Here is a 21,716-nt window from a genome sequence, read left to right as displayed (position 1 = left end):
CACAGGGCATCATGGGCGCATACGCGCCGGGTCACATACTCTGAATGGCCTGGATCAGCTGTTCCAATTCAGCCGCTCGATTGTTGGCGCAGCCCCACGGGCCGCCCCAGGTGCCCGCCTTCTTTCCGGGGGTGTTGAACTGTTTGATGGCCTCCCGGGCGACCGCGACGATCTGGTCGCGTATTTTCCCGTCGGACTTGATGGCGTCGATCGTGGCGTTGATCTCGGCCGGGGTGGCGTCCTGCGGGGCGGGCCGGCCGACGATGCCGATGAGCTCGCCGGCGGCGTCGGTGAGCAGGCTGACCTCGGAGCCGTTCTTGAGGTTGATGTGCATGCCCTTGGCGCAGAAGTCCGCGTCCAGGACGGCCACCCGCTTGATGCCGCAGAACTTGGACTTCTTGGCGCGCGGTGCCATCGCCGCTGCGAAGGACTGCGGGTGCGCCGCCGCGCCGGCGACGGCTTCCACCGCGCAGTCGCCCACCTTGGCGGCGTCGATGATCTCGCGCAGCCGGTCGATGGTCAGGCGGGCCAGCCGGACCTCCTCGAGGAACTTGGTGATGCCCTCGGTGATCCGGATGATGGCCCGGCTGACCGCCGGGATCTTGCCCGCCACCTCGATCAGGGCGGCGACGTTCACCGCCGTCCACAGGCAGCTCTCGACGTCGCCGGAGCTGAAGCACTTCTCGGCGTCGGAGACCCCGAGCACGTCGAGCAGGATCTGGCCGCCGTTCTGCTTGACCCAGTCGAGGACGTCCTCGTTCGACAGCGCCATCGCCTGGTTGTAGTCGTCGACGCAGTCCTGACCGCACTGCGCCTGCAGCGCCGCCACCTCGTCCGGGGTCAGGCCCGGGACCTGGGTGGTGGGGCCGTTGACCTCGGCGGCGAGGGCCGCCTGGTCGTCCTTGCGCTGCTGGTCCTCGGCGGCCTTGGCGTCCGTGTCGGCCTGGGTCGCGAGGTTCTGCGCGTTGGCGGCGGACTGCTCCGCGGCAGTGGCGTCCTTGTCGGCCTGGGTCGCCGTGCCGCGGGCGGTGGCCGCGTTGCCCTCGGCCGTGGTGGCTGCCGCACGGGCCGCCGCCGCGTCCTGCTCGGACTGGGTCGCCGAAGCCCGGGCGGCGCTCGCGTCGGTGTCCGCGTTGCTGGAGGCCGCACTTGCGGCCATGGCGTCGGCGGCGGCCTGGTTGTTGTACTGCGCGGTGGCGGTGTCGGCCGCCTGGGCCGCGGTGGCCTCGGCCGCGGCCTGCGCGGCGGACTCCCGCGCCTGCTGCACCGAGACCGCGGCCTTCGCGGCGTCGGCAGCGGCGTTGGCGGCGAGCTGAGCGGCGGCCTTGGCATCGGCCTTGGCCTTGTCGGCCGCGGCCTGCGCGTCCTTGGCCGCCTTGGCGGCCTCGTCCGAGCGGGCCTTGGCCGCGTCCGCCTGCTGCTGGGCGATGGTCTTGCTGTCCTCGCCGACCAGCACCGCGAGCCCCGCCGAGACATCGGTCGCCCGGTAGGGCGTGCCGAGCGCGACGGCGGTGTTGCCGGCGTCGACCGCGGCGCTCGCCGCGTCGCGGGTGGCCGCGGCGTACTGCGCGGCTGCGTACGCCTGGCCGGCGGTACGGGCGCTGTCGGCCGCGGCGCGGTCCGCATCGACCCGGGCGGTGAGCGCGTCCTTGCGGGCGCCTGCCGCGGCGGTGACCGCGTTCTGCGCCTGCTGTTCGGCGTTCTTGACGTTCTGTGCGGCGGCGGCCGAGGCGTTGATCGCATCGGCGGCGGCCGCGTGGGCGGTCGCGGCGGCGGCGCTGGTGGTGGCCGCGTCCGCCTGGGCGGCGTCGGCTGCCGCACGGGAGCGCTGGGCCGCTCCGGTCGCCCGGGTGGCGTCGGCCCGGGCCGCGATCGCCGCTTGGCCGGCCTGGTCGGCGGCCGTACGGGCACCGCTCGCGGCGTCGGTCGCCTGGCCGGCCGCCGTGTCCGCGTCGTTGGCCGCCTGGCGGGCGTCCTGCGCGTCCGAGGTGCCCTGCGCGGCCGTGGCCGCGGTGTCCAGCGCCTTCTGCCGGGAGAGCGCCGCATCGCGCGCCTGCTCGGCGTCCGCCGCGGCGTCACGGGTGGCGGCCGCCTGCGCCTCGGCGTTCCGGGCGGCGCTCGCCTTGTCGGCCGCGGTCTGCTCGTCGGCCTGCGCCGCGTTCATCGCGGTGGTCGCGGCGGCCTGCTGCTGCTGGGCCTTGGCCTCGGCGGCCTCGGCATCCGCCCGGTGGGAGTCGGCCGACTGCCGGGCGGAGGCCGCGGTGGCGGCCTCCTGCTGGGCGACGGCCAGCTTGGCGTCGGCGTCCGCGGCCGCGCTCTTCGCGGTGGCCTCGGCCTGCTCGGCGGTGATCCGGTCGGCCTTGGCCGTGGCGGCGTTCTGGGCGGCCTGGCCGGCCTGCACGGCAGCGGCGGCGGCGGCATTGTGCGCCTGGTCGGCGGCGGCCTGCGCCGCAGCCCGCTGGAACTCCGCCTGGGCGGCGTGCGCCTGGGTGTCGATCAGGGCGTAGAGCGCCTTGGAGTCGGCCTGGCCGGTCGAGACCGCGTTCAGGGTGGCCTCGATCGCCTTGGCCGCCGACTGCGCGGCAGCCGCCGAGGCGCTGGTGACCTGCGCCGACTGCAGCGCGTAGGTCAGCCCGCGACCGTACGGCGTGCCGTTGGCCAGCGCGGTCTTCCCGGCGTCGGCCTGGGCGGCGGTCGCCTTGTCGGCCTGGGCCTTGGCGGAGGCGGCGGCCTTCTGGGCGATCGTCAACTGCGCCTGGATCGCCTTCTTGGCGGTCGCCATGGCGGCGGTGGCCTGGGGGAACTTCTCCGGCTTGGGGTAGAAGATGTTGCTCTTCGGCTGGCCCTGCCAGTACTTCTGGAAGAACAGCATCCGGCCGACGATGTACGCCTGACCCTGGGCCTCGTTCATCGCCGCGGAGGCGGTGCGCACGTCCTGGTAGGCCTGGGCGTCGGCGGCCACGATGTCGGCGCGCTGCTTGGCCATGGAGCCCTGCTCCGCCTGCCACTCGGCGCTCGCGGTGGCGACCACCGCGTCCAGCACGTGGTTCGGGTCGATCGGGTCCTGCGAGTCGCAGGCGGCCCACTGGGTCTTGAGGTCCTCGACCTCGGTGCGGAACTCGACCGAGCCGCTCGCCGGGGCCTGGGTCGGGAAGCCGCCGAACCGGATGAACCGGGCGATCTCGTACGCCGACCAGCTCTTGACCGCGCCGTCGCCGGCGTAGAAGTGGTAGAAGCCGTACGGGCTCTGCTCACTCGCCTGGTGCTGGTGGGCGATGCTGAGCGCCTGGTTCAGCGCGTCCTGGGACGGGCCGGGCGGGGGCGGCGGGTTGAAGTTCCGCTCGCCGGTGTCGAGCAGGAACTTCTGCATCGGGTCGAAGTAGTTCGGCGGGTTCAGGAAGGCGGTGTAGTCGTCGCCGAAGATGCCGTCGCCGAACGGCTTGGTCACGGTGCCCCAGGCGCCCGGGCGGGCGTTCTGGGCGCTGTCGACCTTCTGCTCGTCCTCCTTGTCCTGCTCCCGGGCGATGGGCAGCGGGCCGTAGCCCATGTACTGTCCGGCGTCCTGGCGCAGACCGGGCCGATCGCTCGCCAGGGCCTTGGCGGCCAGCGCCTTCACCTGCGGGCCGCCGGCGTGCAGCCAGCTGCCCGCGGTGCAGACGTCGTCGCGGTTGACGCCGTCCGGGATCGCGACGTTCGCGGCCTCCAGGTCGGGCAGCGCGCGCTGCCAGATCCGCACCTCGGCCATCTTGCCCGGGAAGTAGTCGGCGCCCTGGCCGGCCGTCAGGCCGCGGCCGATCTCCAGCTGCCCGGCGGCCTTCCAGCTCGCGGTGTGCGGGACGTCGGCGACCTTCACGCCGTTCACGTACAGCCGGATCTCGCCGGCCTGGGCGTCGAAGACGCCGGTCAGGTGGGTGTAGTTCCAGTCGTTGTTCGACGGGACCGGCACAGGTCCGCGGGCGGTGTCCCAGGTGGCCTGGTCCGCGTCGCTCTGCGGCATGGCGAACACCGGCGTGCCGTTCGGATCGATCCGCAGCGAGAAGCCGGAGGTCCGGCTGCCGTCCTCGGTGATCACCGACTCGGCCGCGCCGGCCTTGTTGGGCAGCACCCAGGCGGAGACCGTGAACGACTGGTCCGTGGGCAGCGTCAGCGGGACGGAGGCGTACTGGCTCCTGCCGTCCAGCTGGACGGTGCGGTGGGTGCCGCCGGGAAGGCCCCAGATGAGGGTGTTGTCGGTGCCGGGGTTGGCCGCGGCACCGTTGTGGTACACGGCGTTCGGGCCGCCGGTGATGCGGTTCGGGGCGGACTGGTCGGTGCCGTAGTCGAAGTCGTAGTGCGCCACTTCCCCGTTGACGGCGTAGCCGGGGCCGGGCGCCGGGTCGGCGCTGGTGGCGGCGGGGGCGGGCGTCGGTGCGGCCTGGGCCACCGACATGGTCAGCGAGGTCGCGGTCACCAGCGCGGTGAGCGAGAACACCCGGGCCAGGTTCCTGCGCGCCCGGGCAGGGCGGGGCGGAACTCTTCTGTGCATGTTGCTTGCCAACTCCTGGATGAATGGTCTCGGCGCCCAGGAGGAGGCCAGGTGTTCACCACGTGCACGTCGTCGTCCGACGCGCCGTCAGTTCATGGTCCGAGCAGGAAGGTACCGCCACCCCCGTAGGCGACGGAATCCTCCCACGTTCGCATACGTCCATGCCCCCGCCGGTCGACGGGGGCGCCACCCCCGCCGATCGGCGGGGGCAAGGGGAGGTCATGCACGCGGAAAGCGGAGGGCAGGCCGAGGGCGTGCCGTGCTCTGCGCAGAGCGGTGCATCCGCTCAGGCCGGGGCGCCCGTCGGGTTCAGGTCGGTGGCGCAGTGCCAGCAGCGGGTGGCGCCTTCCGGCAGGTCCTCGCAGAGGCACGCCGGGCAGGTCTTCAGCGGCTGAGGGGCCCCGAAGACAGGGACGCCCCGGCGGGCCTGGACGTGCTTGTACGGGACGACGATGAGGAAGTAGACGACCGCCATGAAGATGACGAAGTAGACGAGCGCGGCGATGAAGGCGCCGAAGTCCACGTAGGTCGCGGTGTTGCCCGCTTGACCGAGCTGGACGCCGAGGCCGACCGACTTGCCGCCCTGCGCCCGGGTGATGATCGGGTTGATGACGCTGTCGGTGAACGCCTTGATGAGCGTGCTGAAGGCGAGCGCGATGATCAGTCCGACAGCCACGACGACGACGTCGCCGCGCATCAGGAAGTTCTTGAAGCCCTTCAGCATGTGTGCCTCCTCGGCGTACCCGTGGTGTCGTCAAGGCCAGCTGATGGGATGCCCGGGGCGGTCACAAGCCCTGTCACCCGGACGGGTGACGGGCGGGCCCCCGGGCCCCGGACCTCGGGGACACCCCGCCACCCCCGCCGTCCCCGCCGCGGCAGCCGGGGTGTCACTGCCCGCCGGGGAGCGGGCCGGGGCGGTTGCGAGCAGCAGCACGGTGAGGAGGAGCAGCATGGTGACGCCGCCGAGTTCCAGCAGGAGCGCCCGCCGCAGGGCGAGCGGCCGGGTGGTGAGCCGGCGGCGGGCGAGGGCGGCGATCGCGAGGACGAGGGCCAGCACGGCGGCCTTGGCGATGAGCAGCCGGCCGTAGGAGGTGCCGGTCAGTGCGGCCGGACCGCTCACCTCGCGGAACGCCTGGTAGAGCCCCGTGGCGGCGAGCAGGCCCACCGAGCCCAGGGCCAGCCGGGAGAAGCGGCCGGCGACCGCCGTCAGCTCCACCCCCCGCGCGCCCAGCACGGCCAGCGTGAACAGCCCGCCCGCCCAGACCGCCATCGCCGCCACGTGCACGGTGGTGACCGCCAGGGCCAGCGGCACCAGCGAGCCGCCGGCCGCGTGGCTGGTCTGCGCCCAGGTGAGCGCGAGCAGCAGGGTGAGGACGGCCGCGCCCGCCGTGGCGGCCGCACCGCCGCGCAGCAGCGGCCCGCCCAGCGCCGCGACGAGCGCGAGCAGCAGGATCCGTGCCACCAGCGTCCGGCCCTCGTGGCTGGAGAGAGTCGCGGAGAGCAGCTCCCGGTCCGCGAGGCGGTCGAGCGACTCGCCCTGGGTGGCGGGCCCGTACGCGAAGAGCTGGAGCACCGTCCCGGCGAGCAGCACGGCCCACCCGGCGGACGCGGGCCAGCTCAACTCCCGCGCCCGCGCCGGGGCGTCGGCCGGCAGGCAGCGCAGCCGGACCGCCGCACAGCCGACCATGGCGGCCAGGCCCGCGAAACCGAGCCAGACCGCCAGGTCCTGCACCGCGTCGGTGAGCCGGTCCTCGCCGCCCCCGCCGAGCGCGGCGTTGCGGCTGGGCGCGCCGACCGAGAAGACCACCGCGCCGGCGGTGGTGTGCCCGTCGTCCACCGCGCTGACCCGCCAGTCGACCACGTAGCTGCCCTGCGGCCCGCCCGGGGCCAGCGGCACGGTGAGCGTGGTCCCGGTGGCCCGCACCGGACCGCTGTCGGCCCGCCGCCCGTCCGGGGCGATCACCCGGATCGAGCTCAGGCGCAGCGTGACCTCTTCGCTGAACTCCAGCTCCACCTGGCGTGGTTCGCCGCTGAGCACCGCGCCGTCCGAGGGCGTGGCCGCCACCAGCGCGGCGTGCGCGGCGGCCGGCCCGGCGACCCCGAGCAGCACCGCGACGGCGAGCAGGCCCGCCAGCAGCAGGCGGCGTACCCAGGCCATGGGGGTCAGTGGCATGAGCCGGCAGCCCGTCGCGCGGTCACGAGCCGGTCGACACCCGTACGGTAGGCGGTGAGCGAGGCGGCGTCCGGCACGAAGCGCCAACTGCCCAGGGTGTACACCACGGTGTTGCTCCCGCGCTGCGACCCTTGGCGCCAGTCCACCCGCACCGTGTCCTGGTCCACCTTGTCGCTCTGGTCGATCACGTACGGCACCCCGAGCGCGGGGCGGCACTCGGTGTTCAACTCCACGAAGTCGGCCTGGGTGATGGCCTGCTGGCCGGAGCTGTCCCAGAGCGACCAGGCCTGCGCCCAGCCGCCCCCGGCGAGCAGCCCGAACTCCTGCCTGGCCACCGACTCCGCCTGGAAGCTCTGCGGCACCGGCGGCGTCCCGGCCCGGGCCGGGCGCGCCGGTCCCGCGGAGCACCCGCCGACGGCGGCCACGGCCAGCCCCACCCCCAACAGTCGTGCGCACCAACGGCGTCCCACCATCGGCTGCCTCCTCGCTGATCGCAGGTCGGGGCCGGGTCCGGGGCGGGCGGACGCCCCGCCCCGGACCCGGCCCGTCGAACCGGACCGGTGTCAGTTGGTCAGCCGGTTGGTGCCGTAGTGCTGGATCAGCGCCTGGTTGGCGCTGAGGTCGAGGTCGGCGGTGAACTTCAGCGAGTCCCGGATCTGCGTCAGGGAGATCGCCGAGCTCGGGACGCCGCCGAGGCTGTAGGTGAAGGACTGACCCGGCGAGACCTGACGCTGCGTCAGGGGCACGTCGTGGAAGTCGATCCGGGCGATGTAGAAGGACGTCCCGTCACCGCGCGGCACCTCCAGGTAGTCCTGCTGGGGGTGGCCGTACTGCTGGGTCGCGGTGTAGCCGTGGTTGTCCGAGCCGGACGGCGCACGGAAGACCAGCACCGCGCAGTCGGTGGACAGCACCTCGTTGCTGGTGTTGGTGAAGACGAAGTTCCAGTTGCCGTAGTACTCGTTGCCGCTGAAGTCGACGGACTCCGACAGGCCCACGTTGCTGGTGAACTGGGTGGTCAGCGGCTCGCCGAGCACCGGGTTGGCGCCGCTCAGCGGGTAGTTGACGCCATTGGCGCAGCGCTCCAGCGGGGCGCTGTACTGGGAGGGCTGGCCGGTGGGGACGGCCTGGGTGAAGGTGGCCGGGCCCGCGCTCACCGCGGTCGTGGTGTTGGCGTCGGCGCTGGCGGGGCTGCCACCGGCGAACGCGGCGATACCGGTGAGCAGGAGGACGGTGCCGAGCGCGGCTCCCAACCCCTTCTTCGCGGACTGTCTGTGCATGGTGGATCGATCCCTTCGGTCGCGAAACGAGGGCGAACGACGACCCACGGCGTGGTGCCATGCACCGAGGGGCGCACCGGGGCCGCGGCACGACGGCCGTGACCCGGAACGACCTTGCTGCGCACCGGCTCGGAGCAGTGGGGGAACGCGGAGACGGCACGCCTTGGGACAGCCCGCCGGGGGCTCGCCTGTACGGTGGCACTCACCCGTTGCGCCCGTCAAGGGTCTGGACCATTGAGGTCCAGACCATTGGGTCTAGACCTCTCCAGTGAGACGGGCGACTCGCCCAGGGAGACCGGATTCCGGACAACTTCCGCAGAGATTCCATACGTCGACCTGAAGGTCGGCGCGTCAATCGAACGTTCACTCACGACCTGCGCCGACGTCCTCACCATCGGCCGGCCCGCGCGCATGACGCCGGGCCGGCCGGGCCGCTCGGGCCGCGAGGCGGTCAGGACGGCCGGTGCGGCCCCGTCCGGGTGAGGGCCGGCAGCGGGATCCGGCTGACCACCGACCCGATCAGGGTGCCGATCGCCACCCCGAAGACGGCGGAGGCGGCCGTGACCAGGGAGTGGGTGGCGTTGCCCACCTCGATCTGGGCGCTGTGCAGCAGGCCGAAGGAACCGGGGACCACGATCCAGAAGGCGGGCAGGTAGGCCACCCGCCAGGCCGGGCCGCCCGGCAGCCAGTGCGCGACGGTGGCCGCCGCCGCGGCGGTGACCGCACCGGCCAGTCCCCCGACGGCCGGGCCGTCCGAGCTGCCGACGGCGATCTGCACGGTGGCGGTCACCGCGACCACGGCGACGATCCAGGCGACGGCCCGCGGCGGCACGTGCACGTTGATCACGATTCCCAGCACGGCCAGGGCGACCCCGAGCGAGACGACCCACCAGCGCGCCGCCGGGACCGGGACGTCGGCGAGAACGGAGGTCGGCGTGCCGGTCGCCGCGGTGGCCGCCACCACCCCGGTCAGGAAGAGGGCGAGCTGCACCGTCCCGGAGACCAGCCTGGCCGCTCCGGCACTGGCGGCACCGGCGGCTATCTCCGAGAGCCCGGTCACCAGGAGGCTCCCGGGCAGCAGGATCGCCAGCGTCGCCACGATCGTGCGCAGCGGACCGTCGAGCAACGAGGCCCGGGCGGCCAGCAGCACCAGCAGCGCCACCAGGAAGCCGGCCGTGACCGGCAGCAGCGGTCGCAGCAGCGGCGCTCGGCGCGCCAGCATGGACAGCCCCGCCACGACGAGCGACCCGAACGCGGCAGCCACCACGTTCGCCGCCACCGGCTGCAGGTAGAGGCAGATCCCCACCCCGACCGGCAGCACTCCCAGGTCCGCGACCCAGGCCGGCCACCGGGCGGGCGTCCGGCGGATCCCGTCCAGGGCGGTCAGCGCACCGGGGCCGTCGAGCGCGCCGGCCCGCACGCGCTGCACCACGTCGAGGACCTCCGCCGTCTGCTCGAACCGCAGCGCCGCGCCGACCGGCTCGAACGCCGTCCCCTCGTCCGGGTCCATCGCGATGAAGAGCCCGGTCGTGAGGGCGGCGACCCTCACCTGCGGAGCTCCCAGCGCCCGCCCCAGGGCGGAGAGTTCCTCCTCGACGTCGTGCACGGGCACGCCGCCGCTGAGCAGCGCCGCGCCCAGGTCGAGCAACAGGCGCCGACGCGGATCGGCGGGAGGCGAGGAGCCGGCGGCGAAGGCGGGCAAGCCGGCGGCGAGGGCGGGCGGGCCGGCGGCGAAGGCGGGCGAGCCGGCGGGAGGGTGGGGATGCGGTGGTGCGCTGAGCATGGCGCATATCGTCCCATTCGTGGAGTCCGGGCCGCGAGGCGGTCCCCCCCCCCGTTACCTTCCCGCGCACGGTCGGCAGCGGGGCCGGCGCTCCCTCGGGGAGAGGGCGTGAAGAGTGTGGATACCAGCGGTGTTGTCCGATTGGAGCTGGTCCAGTCCTCTTGACGTCGCCCAGGGCAGGCGGTTTGGTATGTACCAACTCAGGCTCTGTCTGCGTTTCTCCTCCCCCCACCCCACCCCCACAGCGCCCGACGGGCGTTCCCGAAAGGGGTCCACTGCCATGCGTGTGGCAAGAATCGCCGGTTCCGTCTGCGCCCTCGCGCTGGCGGCCACCGGCTCGGTGGTCGCGCTGGCCCCCGCCAGCAGCGCGGCCGGCGCCACCAGCGTCTACTCCGTAGCGCCCTACGTCGACATGTCGAACAGTCAGGAAGGCCTGCTCGACACCGCCATCACGGCGCACGGCCTCAAGGCCTACACCGCGGCCTTCGTGCTGGGCACCGGCTGCAACCAGGTCTGGGGAGACACCCTCCCGATCGGCGCCGACTCCTTCACCGACCCGCTGATCGCCAAGGCGAAGTCCGAGGGCGCCTCGCTGATCGTCTCCTCCGGCGGCGCCTCCGGGGAACCGCTCGCCTGGACCTGCACCACCCAGAGCAGCATCGACGCCGGCTACCAGGCCATCATCAACGACTACGGCGTCACCCAGCTCGACTTCGACATCGAAGGCGCCGCCATCGCGGACACCGCCTCGGTGGCCCGCCAGATGCAGGCGATGAAGGACCTCAAGGCGGCCAACCCCGCCCTGCAGTTCTCGATGACGCTCCCGGTGCTGGCGAACGGCCTGACCGCGGACGGTGTCAACATCGTCCAGGCCGCCAAGAACGCGGGCATCAAGATCGACGTGGTCAACATCATGACCATGGACTACTACACCGGCAGCGGCACCGAGATGGGCCAGGGCTCGGTGGCCGCCGCCCAGGCCACGCTCGCCCAGATGCAGTCGGTCGACCCGAGCTACACCTACGCCAACCTCGGGATCACCCCGATGATCGGCAAGAACGACGACGGCTCCACCTTCACCCTGGCGGACGCCCAGACGGTGGAGAGCTTCGCCGCGCAGCACGGCGTCGGCCGTCTCGCGTTCTGGTCGATCGACCGCGACCAGCCCTGCAGCGGCACCGCCAACTCCCTGTCCACCTGCAGTGAGATCGGCCAGAGCAACCTGGCGTTCACCGACGCGTTCGTCCCGTACGAGGGCAGCGGCGGCGGGGGCGGCGGGACGACGAGCAGCGACTTCTCGCTCGCCGTCGCCCCGGGCTCGGCCTCGGTGGCCCAGGGCGGCTCCACCACGGCGACCGTGTCCACCGCGGTCACCGCCGGCAGCGCCGAGCCGGTCACCCTCTCCGCCTCCGGCGCGCCCTCGGGCGTGAGCCTCGCCTTCAGCCCGGCCTCGGTCAGCTCCGGCGCCGGCTCGACGCTGACGGCCACCGTCGCCTCCTCGGTGGCCGCCGGCTCCTACCCGATCACCGTCACCGGCACCGCGAGCACCGGAAGCCACAGCGCGACCTTCACCCTCACGGTCACCGGCAGCGGTGGCGGGGGCGGGGGCGGCGGCGCGCTGGCCAACGCCGGCTTCGAGACGGGCGCTCTGGGCCCGTGGACGGGTGGCGGCACCGTGGTCTCCAGCCCGGTCCACTCCGGCAGCTACGCGCTCCAGGTGACCCCCACCGCCGGCAGCACCGGCGAGACCGACCAGACGGTCACCCTCGCGCCCAACCACAGCTACACGCTGACGGCCTGGGTCCAGGGCCCGTACGCCTACGTGGGCGTCTCGGGCGGCGCGACGGCCAGCGCCTGGTCCAACGGATCGACGTGGAACCAGGTGACGGTCCCCTTCACCACCGGAAGCAGCGGCACGGTCACGGTCTACGTGCACGGCTGGTACGGCCAGGGCGCGGTGGACGCCGACGACTTCAGCCTGAGCTGACCCGCCCGCTGCCCGGCCGGCCGCCCCGGACGGGGCCGGCCGACCGGGGCCGGCCGACCGGGCGGCGGAGAGTCGACGGGACGTCAGCGGCCCTGGAGCGACTTGACGTTGTCGCCGAAGGTCCAGCCGAGTGAGCCGTCCCAGTTGAGCGACCACGTCATGAGCCCCTTCAGCGAACCGCCGAAGGCGTTCCACGACTGGCCGACCAGGCTCGGCGCCATGTAGCCGCCACCCGCGCCGGGTTGGGCCGGCAGGCCGGGCACCTGCTCGTCGTAGGGCACCTTGATGGTGGTGCCCTGAATGGTCAGGCCGTTGTTCAGGCAGGTGGTCTGCGCGGTGAAGCCCTGCACGGTGCCGGCCTCGTAGGAATCGCCGGAGCAGCCGTACATGCTGCCGTTGTAGTACTGCATGTTCAGCCACCACAGGTGCCCGTTGTCGGCGTACTTCTTGACGATCGGCAGGTAGGCGCCCCAGATCGACCCGTAGGTGACGCTGCCGCCGGTGACGTAGGCGGTTTCGGGGGCCATCGTCAGGCCGAAGCCCGCGGGCATCTGGGACAGCACGCCGTCGATGATCCGCTCCAGGTTGGCCTGCGAGGCGGAGAGCGTGTTGATGTCGCCGCTGCCGGCGAGGCCGGTCTCGATGTCGATGTCGATCCCGTCGAAGTTGTACTCCTTGAGGATCGGGACGACGGTCGCCACGAACCGGTCGGCGACGGTGCTGGAGCTCAGGTCGATGCCCGCGGAGGCTCCGCCGATCGACATCAGGATCGTCGCCCCGGCCGCCTTCGCCTGGCACATCTCGGCGGGGGTCGGGACCTTGACGTTGGTGTCCATGCCGTCCTGCCACTCGACGGTGCCGTCGGAGAGGATCACCGGGAAGGCGGCGTTGATGACGTTGTAGCCGTTCACGGCGATCCGGCTGTCCGTGATGGGGATCCAGCCCATGCCGGGGTGGACGCCGTTCGCGGCGCCGTCCCAGTTCTCCCAGTAGCCCTGCAGGACCTTGCCCGACGGCTTGGGCTTCGTGGGGCAGGTGCCACCGGTGGGAGGCGTCGTCGTCGGCGGCGCGGTGGTGGGCGGCGGCGTGGTGGGCGGCGCGGTCGTCGGCGGCGGCGGCGTGGTGGGGGGTGGCGGCGTGGTCGGCGGCACGGTCGTCGGGGGTGCCGTGGTGGGCGTGGGGCTGCTGCCGCCGGGGCCGGTGAGCGACACGTCGTCCGCGTAGTACGCGGGCTGCCCGTACCAGCCGTGCAGGTAGACGGTCACCGAGGTGGTGCTCGGACCCGTGGTGAAGGCGACGCTCAACTGACTGTACGCGGGGCTGTTCGGCGTCCAGGTGGACGGCGCGCTGGTGATGCCGCTGCCGGTGGCACCCAGGTAGACGTAGCTGCCCTGGACGTAGGCGCTCAGCGTGTAGGGGGAGTTGGGCTGCACGCTGACGGTCTGGGAGCACTGGGCGGTGTCCTGGCCGGTCGGCGTGGCCTGGAGCGCGGCGGCACCCGAGTGGACCGGACTGCTGACGATCGTGGCGGACCCGCTGGAGCACGTCCAGCCCGAGAGTCCGCTCTCGAATCCGGGGTTGGTCACCAGGTTGGCCGTGGTGGCGGCCCCGGCCGTGACGGAGCCGGACGCGACGACGCCCGCACCGATGACGGCGGCGGCGCTCACCGCGGCGAGGGAGCGCCGCCGGACGGCCGGCCCCTGCGCGGCGCGGCTGATCCGGTTCACCTGCGCCGCGCGCCCCAGGGCCGCCTGCCGGGGGCGGACATCGCCCGACGGACGTGGCGCGGTCGGCGCGGGCGACATGGGTGGCATGGGTGGCGTGGGCGGCGTGCTTGGCGCAGGTGCAGCGGGTGGAGCGGTCGGCGCGGGTGGCCTCCGACGGAACATGCTGGGCTCCCTTCCCGCCGAGCGCCATGGACAGGACCGACGCGTGGGGGCGTGACGCCCGGCTCTGGGTAAGGTGGGGACATGTGGGGCTGTGCCGGACCGGATCGTAGGAGCGACGGCAGAGCCCGTCAATAGGTCTGGACCACTGCGAGGGGTGCGCCCCCGTCGGGCAAGGGTGATCACCCCCGGTCGCCGACGCGCCGCGCCACGCCGAGCAGTCCGCTCCGGGGCGCCTGGACCCGGGTCGGTCGCGGCGTTGGCGCAGCGGCGGGCCGGGTGCGCGGGCGGGGCGCCGCGGACAGTCGCCCAACAGTTGGGACGCCCGGCCGGATCCCGGACCGGCCCCCTGATCACGGGCCGGTCCGGGGGGCCTCCTACTATCAGTTCGCATTCTTCGACGGACACTGATGCCCGCTTGGTCGTGTGCCGCCGTCCAACGCCCGACACGACACAGCGGCTCCACCGATGACGATGGGGTCGTGCATCCAGGAGGAACGTTCATGCACGCCCGGAAGATCGGCACGGCAGCCGCAGCAGCGGTGGCGGTTCTGGCAGCCCGCGACCTCATCCAGAAGAGGCACGCACTGCTCCGGAACTTCCCGGTGATCGGGCACGCCCGGTACCTGTTGGAGACGATCGGGCCGGAGCTGCGGCAGTACATCGTGACCTCCAACGAGGAGGAGCGCCCGTTCAGTCGTGACCAGCGCAGCTGGATCTACGCGTCGGCGAAGGAGGAGAACAACTACTCCGGGTTCGGCACCGAGGTCGACGTCGAGCACGTGCAGGGGCACGCCTACCTGAAGCAGCGCACGTTCGCCGGCACGCTGCCCGACGCGCACGACCCGCAGGCACCGCTGCCCTCGGCCAAGGTGCTGGGCGGACCGCGCGGGCGGGCCGAGGCGTTCCGGCCGGCGAGCGTGGTGAACGTCTCCGCGATGAGCTTCGGATCGCTCTCCGGCGCGGCCATCACGGCGCTCAACAAGGGTGCGGCGCTGGCCGGCACGATGCACAACACGGGCGAGGGCGGCCTCTCGCCGTACCACCGCAACGGCGGCGACCTCGTCCTGCAGATCGGTACGGCGTACTTCGGCTGCCGCAACGAGGACGGCACCTTCAACCTCGACAAGCTCAAGGACGTGGTCGCCGGCGCCCCGGTCAGGGCGATAGAGATCAAGCTCTCGCAGGGCGCCAAGCCGGGGCTGGGCGGGATGCTGCCGGGCGCGAAGGTGACCGAGGAGATCGCCGCCATCCGCGGCATCCCGGCCGGCAAGGACTGCGCCTCCCCGTCGCGGCACACCGCGTTCAGCGACGTCGACTCGATGCTCGACTTCGTCGAGCTGCTCGCCGCCGAGACCGGGGTGCCGGTCGGGGTCAAGAGCGCGGTGGGAGACCTGGGCTTCTGGCAGGAGCTGGCCACGCTGATGGCGCGCGGCGACCGTGGCGTCGACTTCGTGACGATCGACGGCGGCGAGGGCGGCACCGGGGCGGCACCGCGGATGTTCGCCGACTCGGTGTCGCTGCCGTTCCGGATGGGCTTCTCCCGGGTCTACGGCACCTTCGCCGAGCTGGGGCTGACCGACGACCTGACCTTCATCGGCTCCGGCAAGCTCGGCCTGCCGGAGAACGCCGCGGTCGCGTTCGCGCTGGGCGTCGACATGATCAACGTCGCCCGTGAGGCGATGCTGTCGATCGGCTGCATCCAGGCGCAGAAGTGCCACACCGACAAGTGCCCCACCGGCATCGCCACCCAGAACCCGTGGCTGGCCCGCGGCCTCGACCCGGCCTCGAAGGCCACCCGGGCCGCCGTCTACCTGCGCACCCTGCGCAGGGAACTGCTCAAGGTCTCCTCCGCCCTCGGCGTCGCCCACCCGGGACTCATCACGCCCGACGACATCGAGATCATGAACGGCGACTACGAGGCCCGCACCCTGGCCGGCGTCTACGGCTACAAGGAGGGCTGGGGCGAGCTCGGCCCGCACCTCGCCGACGAGATCACGGGACTCCTCTCCCCGAAGCCGGCCACCGGCTGGGCGCCGGCCGTCTGACGCGCCGACGGCGACGAGCCCCAGTGCTGCCCTGTGCTGCCCTGTGCTGCCCTGTGCTCCCGCGGGAGCACAGGGCAGCACAGGCGGTCGCGCCGATCGACCGGCTCGGGTGGCCCGCCTGCGGAGGCCTGCTCCCAGGGGCGCGGTAGGCGTTCCCCCCGTGCCCGCGCGGGCCGCTGCCCGTCAGTCCTCGATCGCCTCGGACAGGGCGTCGGTGATCAAGCGGGTGGCGAAGTCCCGGTCGTCGCCGGCGATCCGGTTGATGTGCTCCGCGAGCAGGACGGTGGTGGCCTCCAGGGGGTTCATCTCGGCCTCGGTCCAGGCTCCGTACTGCGCGCGCCACAGGTTGGGGCTCAGGCCGGTGCCGGCGGCGACGAGCAGGCCGACCATGGTGGGGATGACCTCGGGGCGGAACGTCCTGGGCATCATGCGCATCGTGGCCACCAGGGTGGGCACCACGTGCTCGACGATGTCCTGCTCGTGCTCCTCGCAGGCTCTGCGCAGCCAGCTCATGTACATGAAGATCAGCGTGCAGGCACCGTCGAGCAGGTCGTCGAACCCCGCCGGCCCCATGGACGCCGCGAACTGATCGATCATCCGCCGGTGTTCGGGGTCCGTTTCGGTCCGGCCCTCGTAGACGGCCTTGAGCCGGGAATCGATCACCATGAGCGCCGCGGCCACATCGCCGACAGGAGCGAACTCGGGGTCACAGGACGATGGCGAAGACACAGGACTCCTCCTCACGCGGCCACATTCGGTAGCGCGGCCTGTTCGTAGCGTAAGGCGCGGGGCGCCGGAGATCCGGCGAATCCCGAAGACGGCCCGTGCACCAACCACGCCCCCCGACCACGGCGCGGGAGGTCGGAGGACCAGGCCGCCACCCGGCGGCCCCCGCCACCGGACGGAAGCCAAGGGGTGGTCCCACAGCCCCCGTTGCGCCCCACACGCCCCCCGAGTGGCGAGTGGGGCTCGCTAGCGACGGGCGGCGCCTATCCGTCGAGGTAGTGGCGGTCCGCACCGGCGGAGGTGATGAAGAGCCGGCCCTCGCGGACCTGCCACTCGCTCGTCCCGTCGACTTCGTGGCCGACGAGGAACAGACCCCGGACCAGGTCCCCGTCGTCGTCGGACGCCGGGATCCGGGCGATCTCTCGGATCTGCTCCGCGAACCAGTCCAGGGCCGACGCGCGGATGTCGGCGCCGTAGAAGATGTAGCGGGTCCAGTTGATCTGCCGCCGCGGGGTGCTCCATCCGTCGAAGTAGTGATCGTCCGCGTGGGACGCCAGGACCTGCTCGACGGCGACGAGTTGCTTCTCGTCGCACTCCAGCCATCCTCTGACCGACACGTAGACGCCCATCGACCTGCCCCTTTCCGTCGTCGCCGGTCCTGCTGCGACAGCCTATGGGGCCACCCGGGAGGCGGGCGGCCCGAGGGTGCGCCGCGGGCCGGGCGATGGCGGCCGGGCGGCCGATGGCTGGCGGGCAGGGCTGTCGAAGGGTCAGGTGAGCGCTTCCTTAGGGAACTCTGTGGAAGTCCGTGATGTGGCATTTGCGCGTTTCGGGCTACCTAGGATCGGGCCAGGAGTCCCGGTGATCGTCCGAGCCCGGGCAGCTCGTACCTCTTTCCCGTCGACAGGTGGCACCGCTGCGGTGCCGCGTCGCCGGGCGACCCATCCGGCAAGGAGAACCGTTTTGTCGCACGCTCAGACGCCACCCAGCAAGCCCTCCCACCGGCGCTCCGCACTCAAGCGCCGCCTGCGGGTGGCCGCAGCGGGCTCCGGCGCGGCTGCCGTGATCGCCGGCAGCGTCATCGCGCTCAACGCCAACGCGGCGGTCACCGCCGGGAGTTCCCCGCACCGTGTCGCCCTCGGCACCGAGCAGTACCGCCAGGCCTGCCCGCCCGCCTCGCCCGGCCGCTACTCCTGCAACGCGCTGGTGCGCACCGACATCAAGCCGCACCTGGCCCGCGCCGGTGCCTCCCGGGCCGCCGGCAGTGTCGGCGGGTACGGACCGGCGGACCTGCAGTCCGCCTACAACCTGGCCTCGGCCGCCGCCTCCGGTGGCAAGGGGCAGACGGTGGCCATCGTCGACGCCTACGACGACCCCACCGCCGAGAGCGATCTCGGCGTCTACCGCAGTCAGTTCGACCTGCCCGCCTGCACCGCGGCGGACGGCTGTTTCACCAAGGTCGGCCAGGACGGCAGCGCCGGCGGACTGCCGCAGCCGGCGCCGGCCAACGACGACTGGACCGGCGAGGAGTCCCTCGACGTCGACATGGTCTCGGCCGTCTGCCCCAACTGCCACATCCTGCTGGTGGAAGCGAACTCCGAGAGCGGCAACGACCTGGGCACCGCGGTGAACACGGCCGTCCAGCTGGGCGCGAAGTTCGTCTCCAACAGCTACGGCGGCCCCGAGACGCCCGACGAGACCAGCGAGGACGCGCAGTTCTACCACCACCCCGGCGTGGCGATCACCGCGTCCTCGGGTGACTCCGGCTTCGGTGTAGAGTACCCCGCCGCCTCCCCGTACGTCACGGCCGTCGGCGGGACCGCGCTGACGAAGGCGGACAACGCGCGCGGCTGGACCGAGGCGGCCTGGGCGACCTCGGCCAACGAGGGGGCCGGCTCCGGCTGTTCCGGCTTCGAGAGCAAGCCCGCGTGGCAGCAGGACCAGGGCTGCACCAAGCGCACCGTCGCCGACGTGTCCGCCGTCGCCGACCCGGCCACCGGCGTCGCCAGCTACGACACCTCCAACGGCAACGGCGGCTGGAACGTCATAGGCGGCACCTCGGCCGCCGCCCCGGTCATCGCCGCGACCTACGCCCTGGCGGGCGCCCCGGCCGAAGGCACCAGCCCGGCCGCTTATCCGTACGCGCACACCGACGCGCTCAACGACGTCACCTCCGGCGCCACCACGACCTGCACGCCGAACTACCTGTGCACCGCCGGCTCGGGCTACGACGGGCCGACCGGGCTCGGCACGCCCAACGGGACCGGCGCCTTCGCAGCTGCCGCCTCCGGCGGCGGAACGGGCGGCGGCGGGACGGGTAACGGTGGGACGGGTAACGGTGGGACGGGTAGCGGTGGCACGGGCAGCGGCGGCACGGGCGCAGGAACCGGTGGCGGCACCGGCGACGGCGGGACTGACGGCGGGACGGGCGACGGCGGTACCACCGGCGGGGCGTACTAGCTCTTCTGACCGGCCGACCGGGCACCGGCCATCGCGAGCCCCGGCCGCATCGTAGGACCAACTGCACGGAGGGCGTCCGATATCGGGCGCCCTCCGTGCAATTGGTCCGGTCGGGTCGCGCCGGCCGGTGGGCAGCAGGGCGTCGCGGATCTCCGCGCGTGCGCACCGGGCGCCGGCACGCGGGCGAGAAGGGCTACGGCGTGGAGGGGTCGCGGTGGTGGGGCAGAAGGTCTGGTTGAGCAGGGACATCACGGTGGGGACGAGGGCCGCGGACTTCGCCGGGTCGTAGGGGGTCACCGAGATCGCGACCTGGCGGGTGCCGGCGCGGTTGCCGAAGACGTCGCCGCAGGACAGGGTGGTGCGCATCAGGCCGAGGCCGTACTGGGAGGGCGGGTCGGCGTCGGCGGGGACGGTGCTGGTCATCTCGGCGAGCTGGGCCGGGGCCAGCAGGCGGCCGCCGAGCAGGGCGGCGTTGAACCGCGCCAGGTCGTCGGTGGTGGAGATCATCTCGCCCGCCGAGCCGGCCACCGAGGGATTGCGGTCGGTGATGTCGGCCGGCCCGGTGGCCAGTGGCAGGTAGCCGTGGGCGTGCGGGCCCGGGATCGAGGTGGCGGTGCCCGGCAGGGAGGTGTGGTGCAGGGAGGTGTGGTGCAGGCCGAGCGGGCGCAGGTGGTTTGCGGCGAACGGGGAGCCGTGAACCCCTGGGGTGTTCCCAGGGGCTCACGACGGGCGGGACATCGACCTGATGCCGCTGCTGAAGGTGGCCACCAGGGCGGCGACGGCCACCAGGAGCGGGAAGGCGAGCAGGGCGGTGCGGCCCGCGACGTGGGCCAGCAGGACGCCGGCCAGGGCGGGGGCGAGCGCCGCGGTGGAGGTGGCGGCCAGCAGGAGCAGGCTCACCACGCGGCCCTGCAGGTGGTCCGGGGTCACGGCCGCCTGGTAGCCGAACAGGGCGGCGTTGGCGGTGGGGCCCAGGAAGACGGCGGCGGCCAGCGGGACCGCGGTCGCGATGCTGGTGGACAGCAGCACGCTCAGCGCCATCAGGGCGGCGGCCGACCAGCAGATCAGCGTGATCAGGGTCGGCAGGCGCATCCGGCGCTGCAGGGCCGGTGCGGCGGTGGCCCCGAGGAGGCCGCCCACGGCGACGACCATGCCGACCAGGCCGACCAGGGCCGGGGAGAGTCCGGAGCGCCGCAGCGAGATGGTCATCGCGAAGATCATGCCGGTGAAGGCCATGTTGAGCGGGGCGGCGATCACCAGCAGGGCGCGCAGGAAGGGGTTGCCGAGGACGAAGCGCAGCCCCTGGCGCCCCGCCCCGCCCGCGGTGCCCGGGGCCGGGGCGGAGCCCGGTGCGGCGGCCGGTGGGCGGGGCTGTTGCAGGGGCCGGCGGATGGCGGAGACCGCCACCAGGGACAGCAGGAAGGTGACGGCGTTGCCGAAGAACGGCAGTGCCCGGCCCAGGCCGAACAGCAGGCCGCCCAGCGGCGGCCCGGCCAGCGAAGTGCCGTACGCCCGCGCCTCGTTGCGGGCCACCGCGGTGACGATCTGGTCGGTGCGCACCAGGCTGCGCACCGCGGCGTGTTCGGCGGTGCTGAACAGGGCGGTCGCGGCGGCGCTGACGGCCACGACCGCGAGGATCACCACGAGGTGGGCGTGGCGCGCCTGGATCGCGCAGGCCAGCAGCGTGAAGAGGACCAGCCGCACCGCGTCGCAGAGGATCATCAGCCGGCGCCGGTCGAAGCGGTCGACCAGGATGCCGGCCGGCAGCCGGCAGGCCATCGTGACGGCGAAGCCGACCGTGCCGACGAAGCCGGCCTGCTCCGGGGAGCCGGTCAGCTGGAACACCAGCAGCGGCAGGGCCAGGTCGGCCATGGCGCTGCCGGTGTCGGACAGGCACTGGCCGGTCCACAGCAGGTTGAAGGCGCGGTTGCGCCACAGGCCGGGCAGCCGCTCGGCCGGTGGCGCCTCATCGGTAGTGCCGACCGGTGCCCCACTCATGCCGGCTCCGTGGTGTTGATGACCAGCATCTTCGTCACCGAGCCGTCGTCGCCGACCACGTCGCGCAGGTGCCGGAAGCCCAGCCGCCGGCACATCGCAAGGCTCGCGGTGTTCTCCGCGCCCACCATTCCGTAGGCCTCCTTGAGTCCGAGATTGTCCGCCGCGTGGCGCAGCAGTCCGTGCACCACCTCGGTGCCCAGTCCGCGCCCCCAGTACTGCGGGGCGAGGGCGGCGACGAGTTCGTGGCCCTCGACGTTCCCCGTCTTCTTGACCTCCGCGTGGCCCGCGTAGGCGCCCTCCAGCCACAGGCCCCACACGTCGAAGAGTCTTCTGGGGTACACGTCGGTGAGGATCGAGCGGAAGACCATCCGGATCTCCGGTTCGGGCGCCCGCTCCTGGCCCATCCAGCGGCACACCTCCTCGTCGCGCAGCAGGGCGACGAACACGTCCTCGTCCTGCTCGCGGTAGGGCCGGAAGGCCAGGTGCTCGGTGCGCAGTTCGGGGGTCAGGATCGCGGTCGGGGTCGGGGTCGGGGTCACGGTCATGATCGGCTCCTCGGAGGCGGAGTGGGAACAGGGGCGGGCGGGGCGCCGGACAGGTCCTGGGTGGCCGGCGCCCCGGTGGGAGGTCGGGCTGCCGGGTCAGGCTCCGGCGTTCTCCATGCGCTCGCGCAGGCTGCGCGGACGCATGTCGGTCCAGACCTCGTCGACGTAGGCGCAGCACTCCTCCTCGGAGCCCTCCTTGCCGACGGGCTGCCAGCCGGCGGGCACCTCGATGGCCAGCGGCCAGAGCGAGTACTGCTCCTCGTCGTTGCGCAGGACCTGGTAGCGGGTGTTCTCGTCCATCTCGGGTT

The 21,716-nt window shown here is 73.0% G+C and carries 15 protein-coding genes and 2 pseudogenes; 3 read left to right on the top strand and 14 right to left on the bottom strand.

The genetic code is table 11. The features are described from left to right. Window positions 1-31 precede the first annotated feature (31 nt). The 6 genes from OG294_RS38855 to OG294_RS38830 form a co-directional block, all read right to left on the bottom strand. Complete coding sequence (locus OG294_RS38855) at window positions 32-4,525, bottom strand: LamG domain-containing protein (RefSeq protein ID WP_327071285.1); 4,494 nt, start codon at window positions 4,523-4,525, stop codon at window positions 32-34. A 286-nt stretch (window positions 4,526-4,811) separates the two neighbouring features. Continuing rightward, on the bottom strand, window positions 4,812-5,249 hold the full coding sequence (locus OG294_RS38850) for a large conductance mechanosensitive channel protein MscL (protein WP_327071284.1): 438 nt from the start codon (window positions 5,247-5,249) through the stop codon (window positions 4,812-4,814). Between the two features lie 30 nt (window positions 5,250-5,279). Then, on the bottom strand, window positions 5,280-6,683 hold the full coding sequence (locus OG294_RS38845; protein ID WP_327071283.1) for a copper resistance CopC/CopD family protein: 1,404 nt from the start codon (window positions 6,681-6,683) through the stop codon (window positions 5,280-5,282). 5 nt (window positions 6,684-6,688) lie between these two features. Further along, a complete protein-coding gene (locus tag OG294_RS38840; RefSeq protein ID WP_327071282.1) occupies window positions 6,689-7,171 on the bottom strand; it encodes a hypothetical protein in 483 nt (160 codons plus the stop codon). Between the two features lie 90 nt (window positions 7,172-7,261). Then, window positions 7,262-7,975, bottom strand: coding sequence for a hypothetical protein (locus OG294_RS38835; protein WP_327071281.1), 714 nt, complete (start codon window positions 7,973-7,975; stop codon window positions 7,262-7,264). Between the two features lie 451 nt (window positions 7,976-8,426). Beyond that, window positions 8,427-9,758 (bottom strand): threonine/serine exporter family protein, encoded by a 1,332-nt coding sequence (locus OG294_RS38830; RefSeq protein ID WP_327071280.1) that lies wholly within the window; start codon window positions 9,756-9,758, stop codon window positions 8,427-8,429. Window positions 9,759-10,038: 280 nt separating this feature from the next. Between OG294_RS38830 and OG294_RS38825 the strand changes: the two genes are divergently transcribed. Then, window positions 10,039-11,745 carry a carbohydrate binding domain-containing protein gene (locus tag OG294_RS38825; protein ID WP_327071279.1) on the top strand — a complete coding sequence of 569 codons (1,707 nt, stop codon included), beginning with the start codon at window positions 10,039-10,041 and terminating at the stop codon, window positions 11,743-11,745. Between the two features lie 83 nt (window positions 11,746-11,828). On the opposite strand, the gene OG294_RS38820 is transcribed toward OG294_RS38825, so the two are convergent. Beyond that, entirely contained in the window at window positions 11,829-12,896 is a 1,068-nt protein-coding gene (locus OG294_RS38820; RefSeq protein ID WP_442789392.1) for a chitinase, read from the bottom strand. Window positions 12,897-12,998: 102 nt separating this feature from the next. Then, window positions 12,999-13,550 (bottom strand): annotated as a pseudogene (locus OG294_RS38815) (carbohydrate binding domain-containing protein); the annotation flags it as partial. A gap of 584 nt (window positions 13,551-14,134) precedes the next feature. Between OG294_RS38815 and OG294_RS38810 the strand changes: the two are divergent. Beyond that, window positions 14,135-15,679 carry an FMN-binding glutamate synthase family protein gene (locus OG294_RS38810; protein ID WP_327071278.1) on the top strand — a complete coding sequence of 515 codons (1,545 nt, stop codon included), beginning with the start codon at window positions 14,135-14,137 and terminating at the stop codon, window positions 15,677-15,679. A 183-nt stretch (window positions 15,680-15,862) separates the two neighbouring features. Here the strand turns inward: OG294_RS38810 and OG294_RS38805 are convergent, their stop codons facing one another. Both OG294_RS38805 and OG294_RS38800 read right to left on the bottom strand, forming a co-directional pair. Further along, window positions 15,863-16,408 carry a hypothetical protein gene (locus tag OG294_RS38805; RefSeq protein WP_327071277.1) on the bottom strand — a complete coding sequence of 182 codons (546 nt, stop codon included), beginning with the start codon at window positions 16,406-16,408 and terminating at the stop codon, window positions 15,863-15,865. 260 nt (window positions 16,409-16,668) lie between these two features. Further along, window positions 16,669-17,034 carry a hypothetical protein gene (locus OG294_RS38800; RefSeq protein ID WP_327071276.1) on the bottom strand — a complete coding sequence of 122 codons (366 nt, stop codon included), beginning with the start codon at window positions 17,032-17,034 and terminating at the stop codon, window positions 16,669-16,671. A 334-nt stretch (window positions 17,035-17,368) separates the two neighbouring features. Between OG294_RS38800 and OG294_RS38795 the strand changes: the two genes are divergently transcribed. Continuing rightward, window positions 17,369-18,865 (top strand): S53 family peptidase, encoded by a 1,497-nt coding sequence (locus OG294_RS38795; RefSeq protein ID WP_327071275.1) that lies wholly within the window; start codon window positions 17,369-17,371, stop codon window positions 18,863-18,865. A 390-nt stretch (window positions 18,866-19,255) separates the two neighbouring features. Here OG294_RS38795 and OG294_RS38790 read toward each other — a convergent pair. From OG294_RS38790 to OG294_RS38775, 4 genes and pseudogenes are all read right to left on the bottom strand, one after another. Beyond that, window positions 19,256-19,489, bottom strand: a pseudogene (locus OG294_RS38790) (serine hydrolase); the annotation flags it as partial. 96 nt (window positions 19,490-19,585) lie between these two features. Then, the gene (locus tag OG294_RS38785) at window positions 19,586-20,863 is read right to left on the bottom strand and encodes an MFS transporter (protein ID WP_327071274.1); all 1,278 of its coding nucleotides are present in this window, start codon (window positions 20,861-20,863) and stop codon (window positions 19,586-19,588) included. Beyond that, entirely contained in the window at window positions 20,860-21,408 is a 549-nt protein-coding gene (locus OG294_RS38780) for a GNAT family N-acetyltransferase (RefSeq protein WP_327071273.1), read from the bottom strand. Before OG294_RS38780 ends, OG294_RS38785 begins: the two co-directional genes overlap by 4 nt. 96 nt (window positions 21,409-21,504) lie before the next feature. Continuing rightward, window positions 21,505-21,708 (bottom strand): MbtH family protein, encoded by a 204-nt coding sequence (locus OG294_RS38775; RefSeq protein ID WP_327071272.1) that lies wholly within the window; start codon window positions 21,706-21,708, stop codon window positions 21,505-21,507. Window positions 21,709-21,716: the final 8 nt, after the last annotated feature.

This window comes from Kitasatospora sp. NBC_01302 (assembly GCF_035976515.1).
Lineage (GTDB): Bacteria > Actinomycetota > Actinomycetes > Streptomycetales > Streptomycetaceae > Kitasatospora.
The sequence above is the reverse complement of the archived record's forward strand: the minus strand, read 5'-3'. Positions and strand labels throughout refer to the sequence as shown.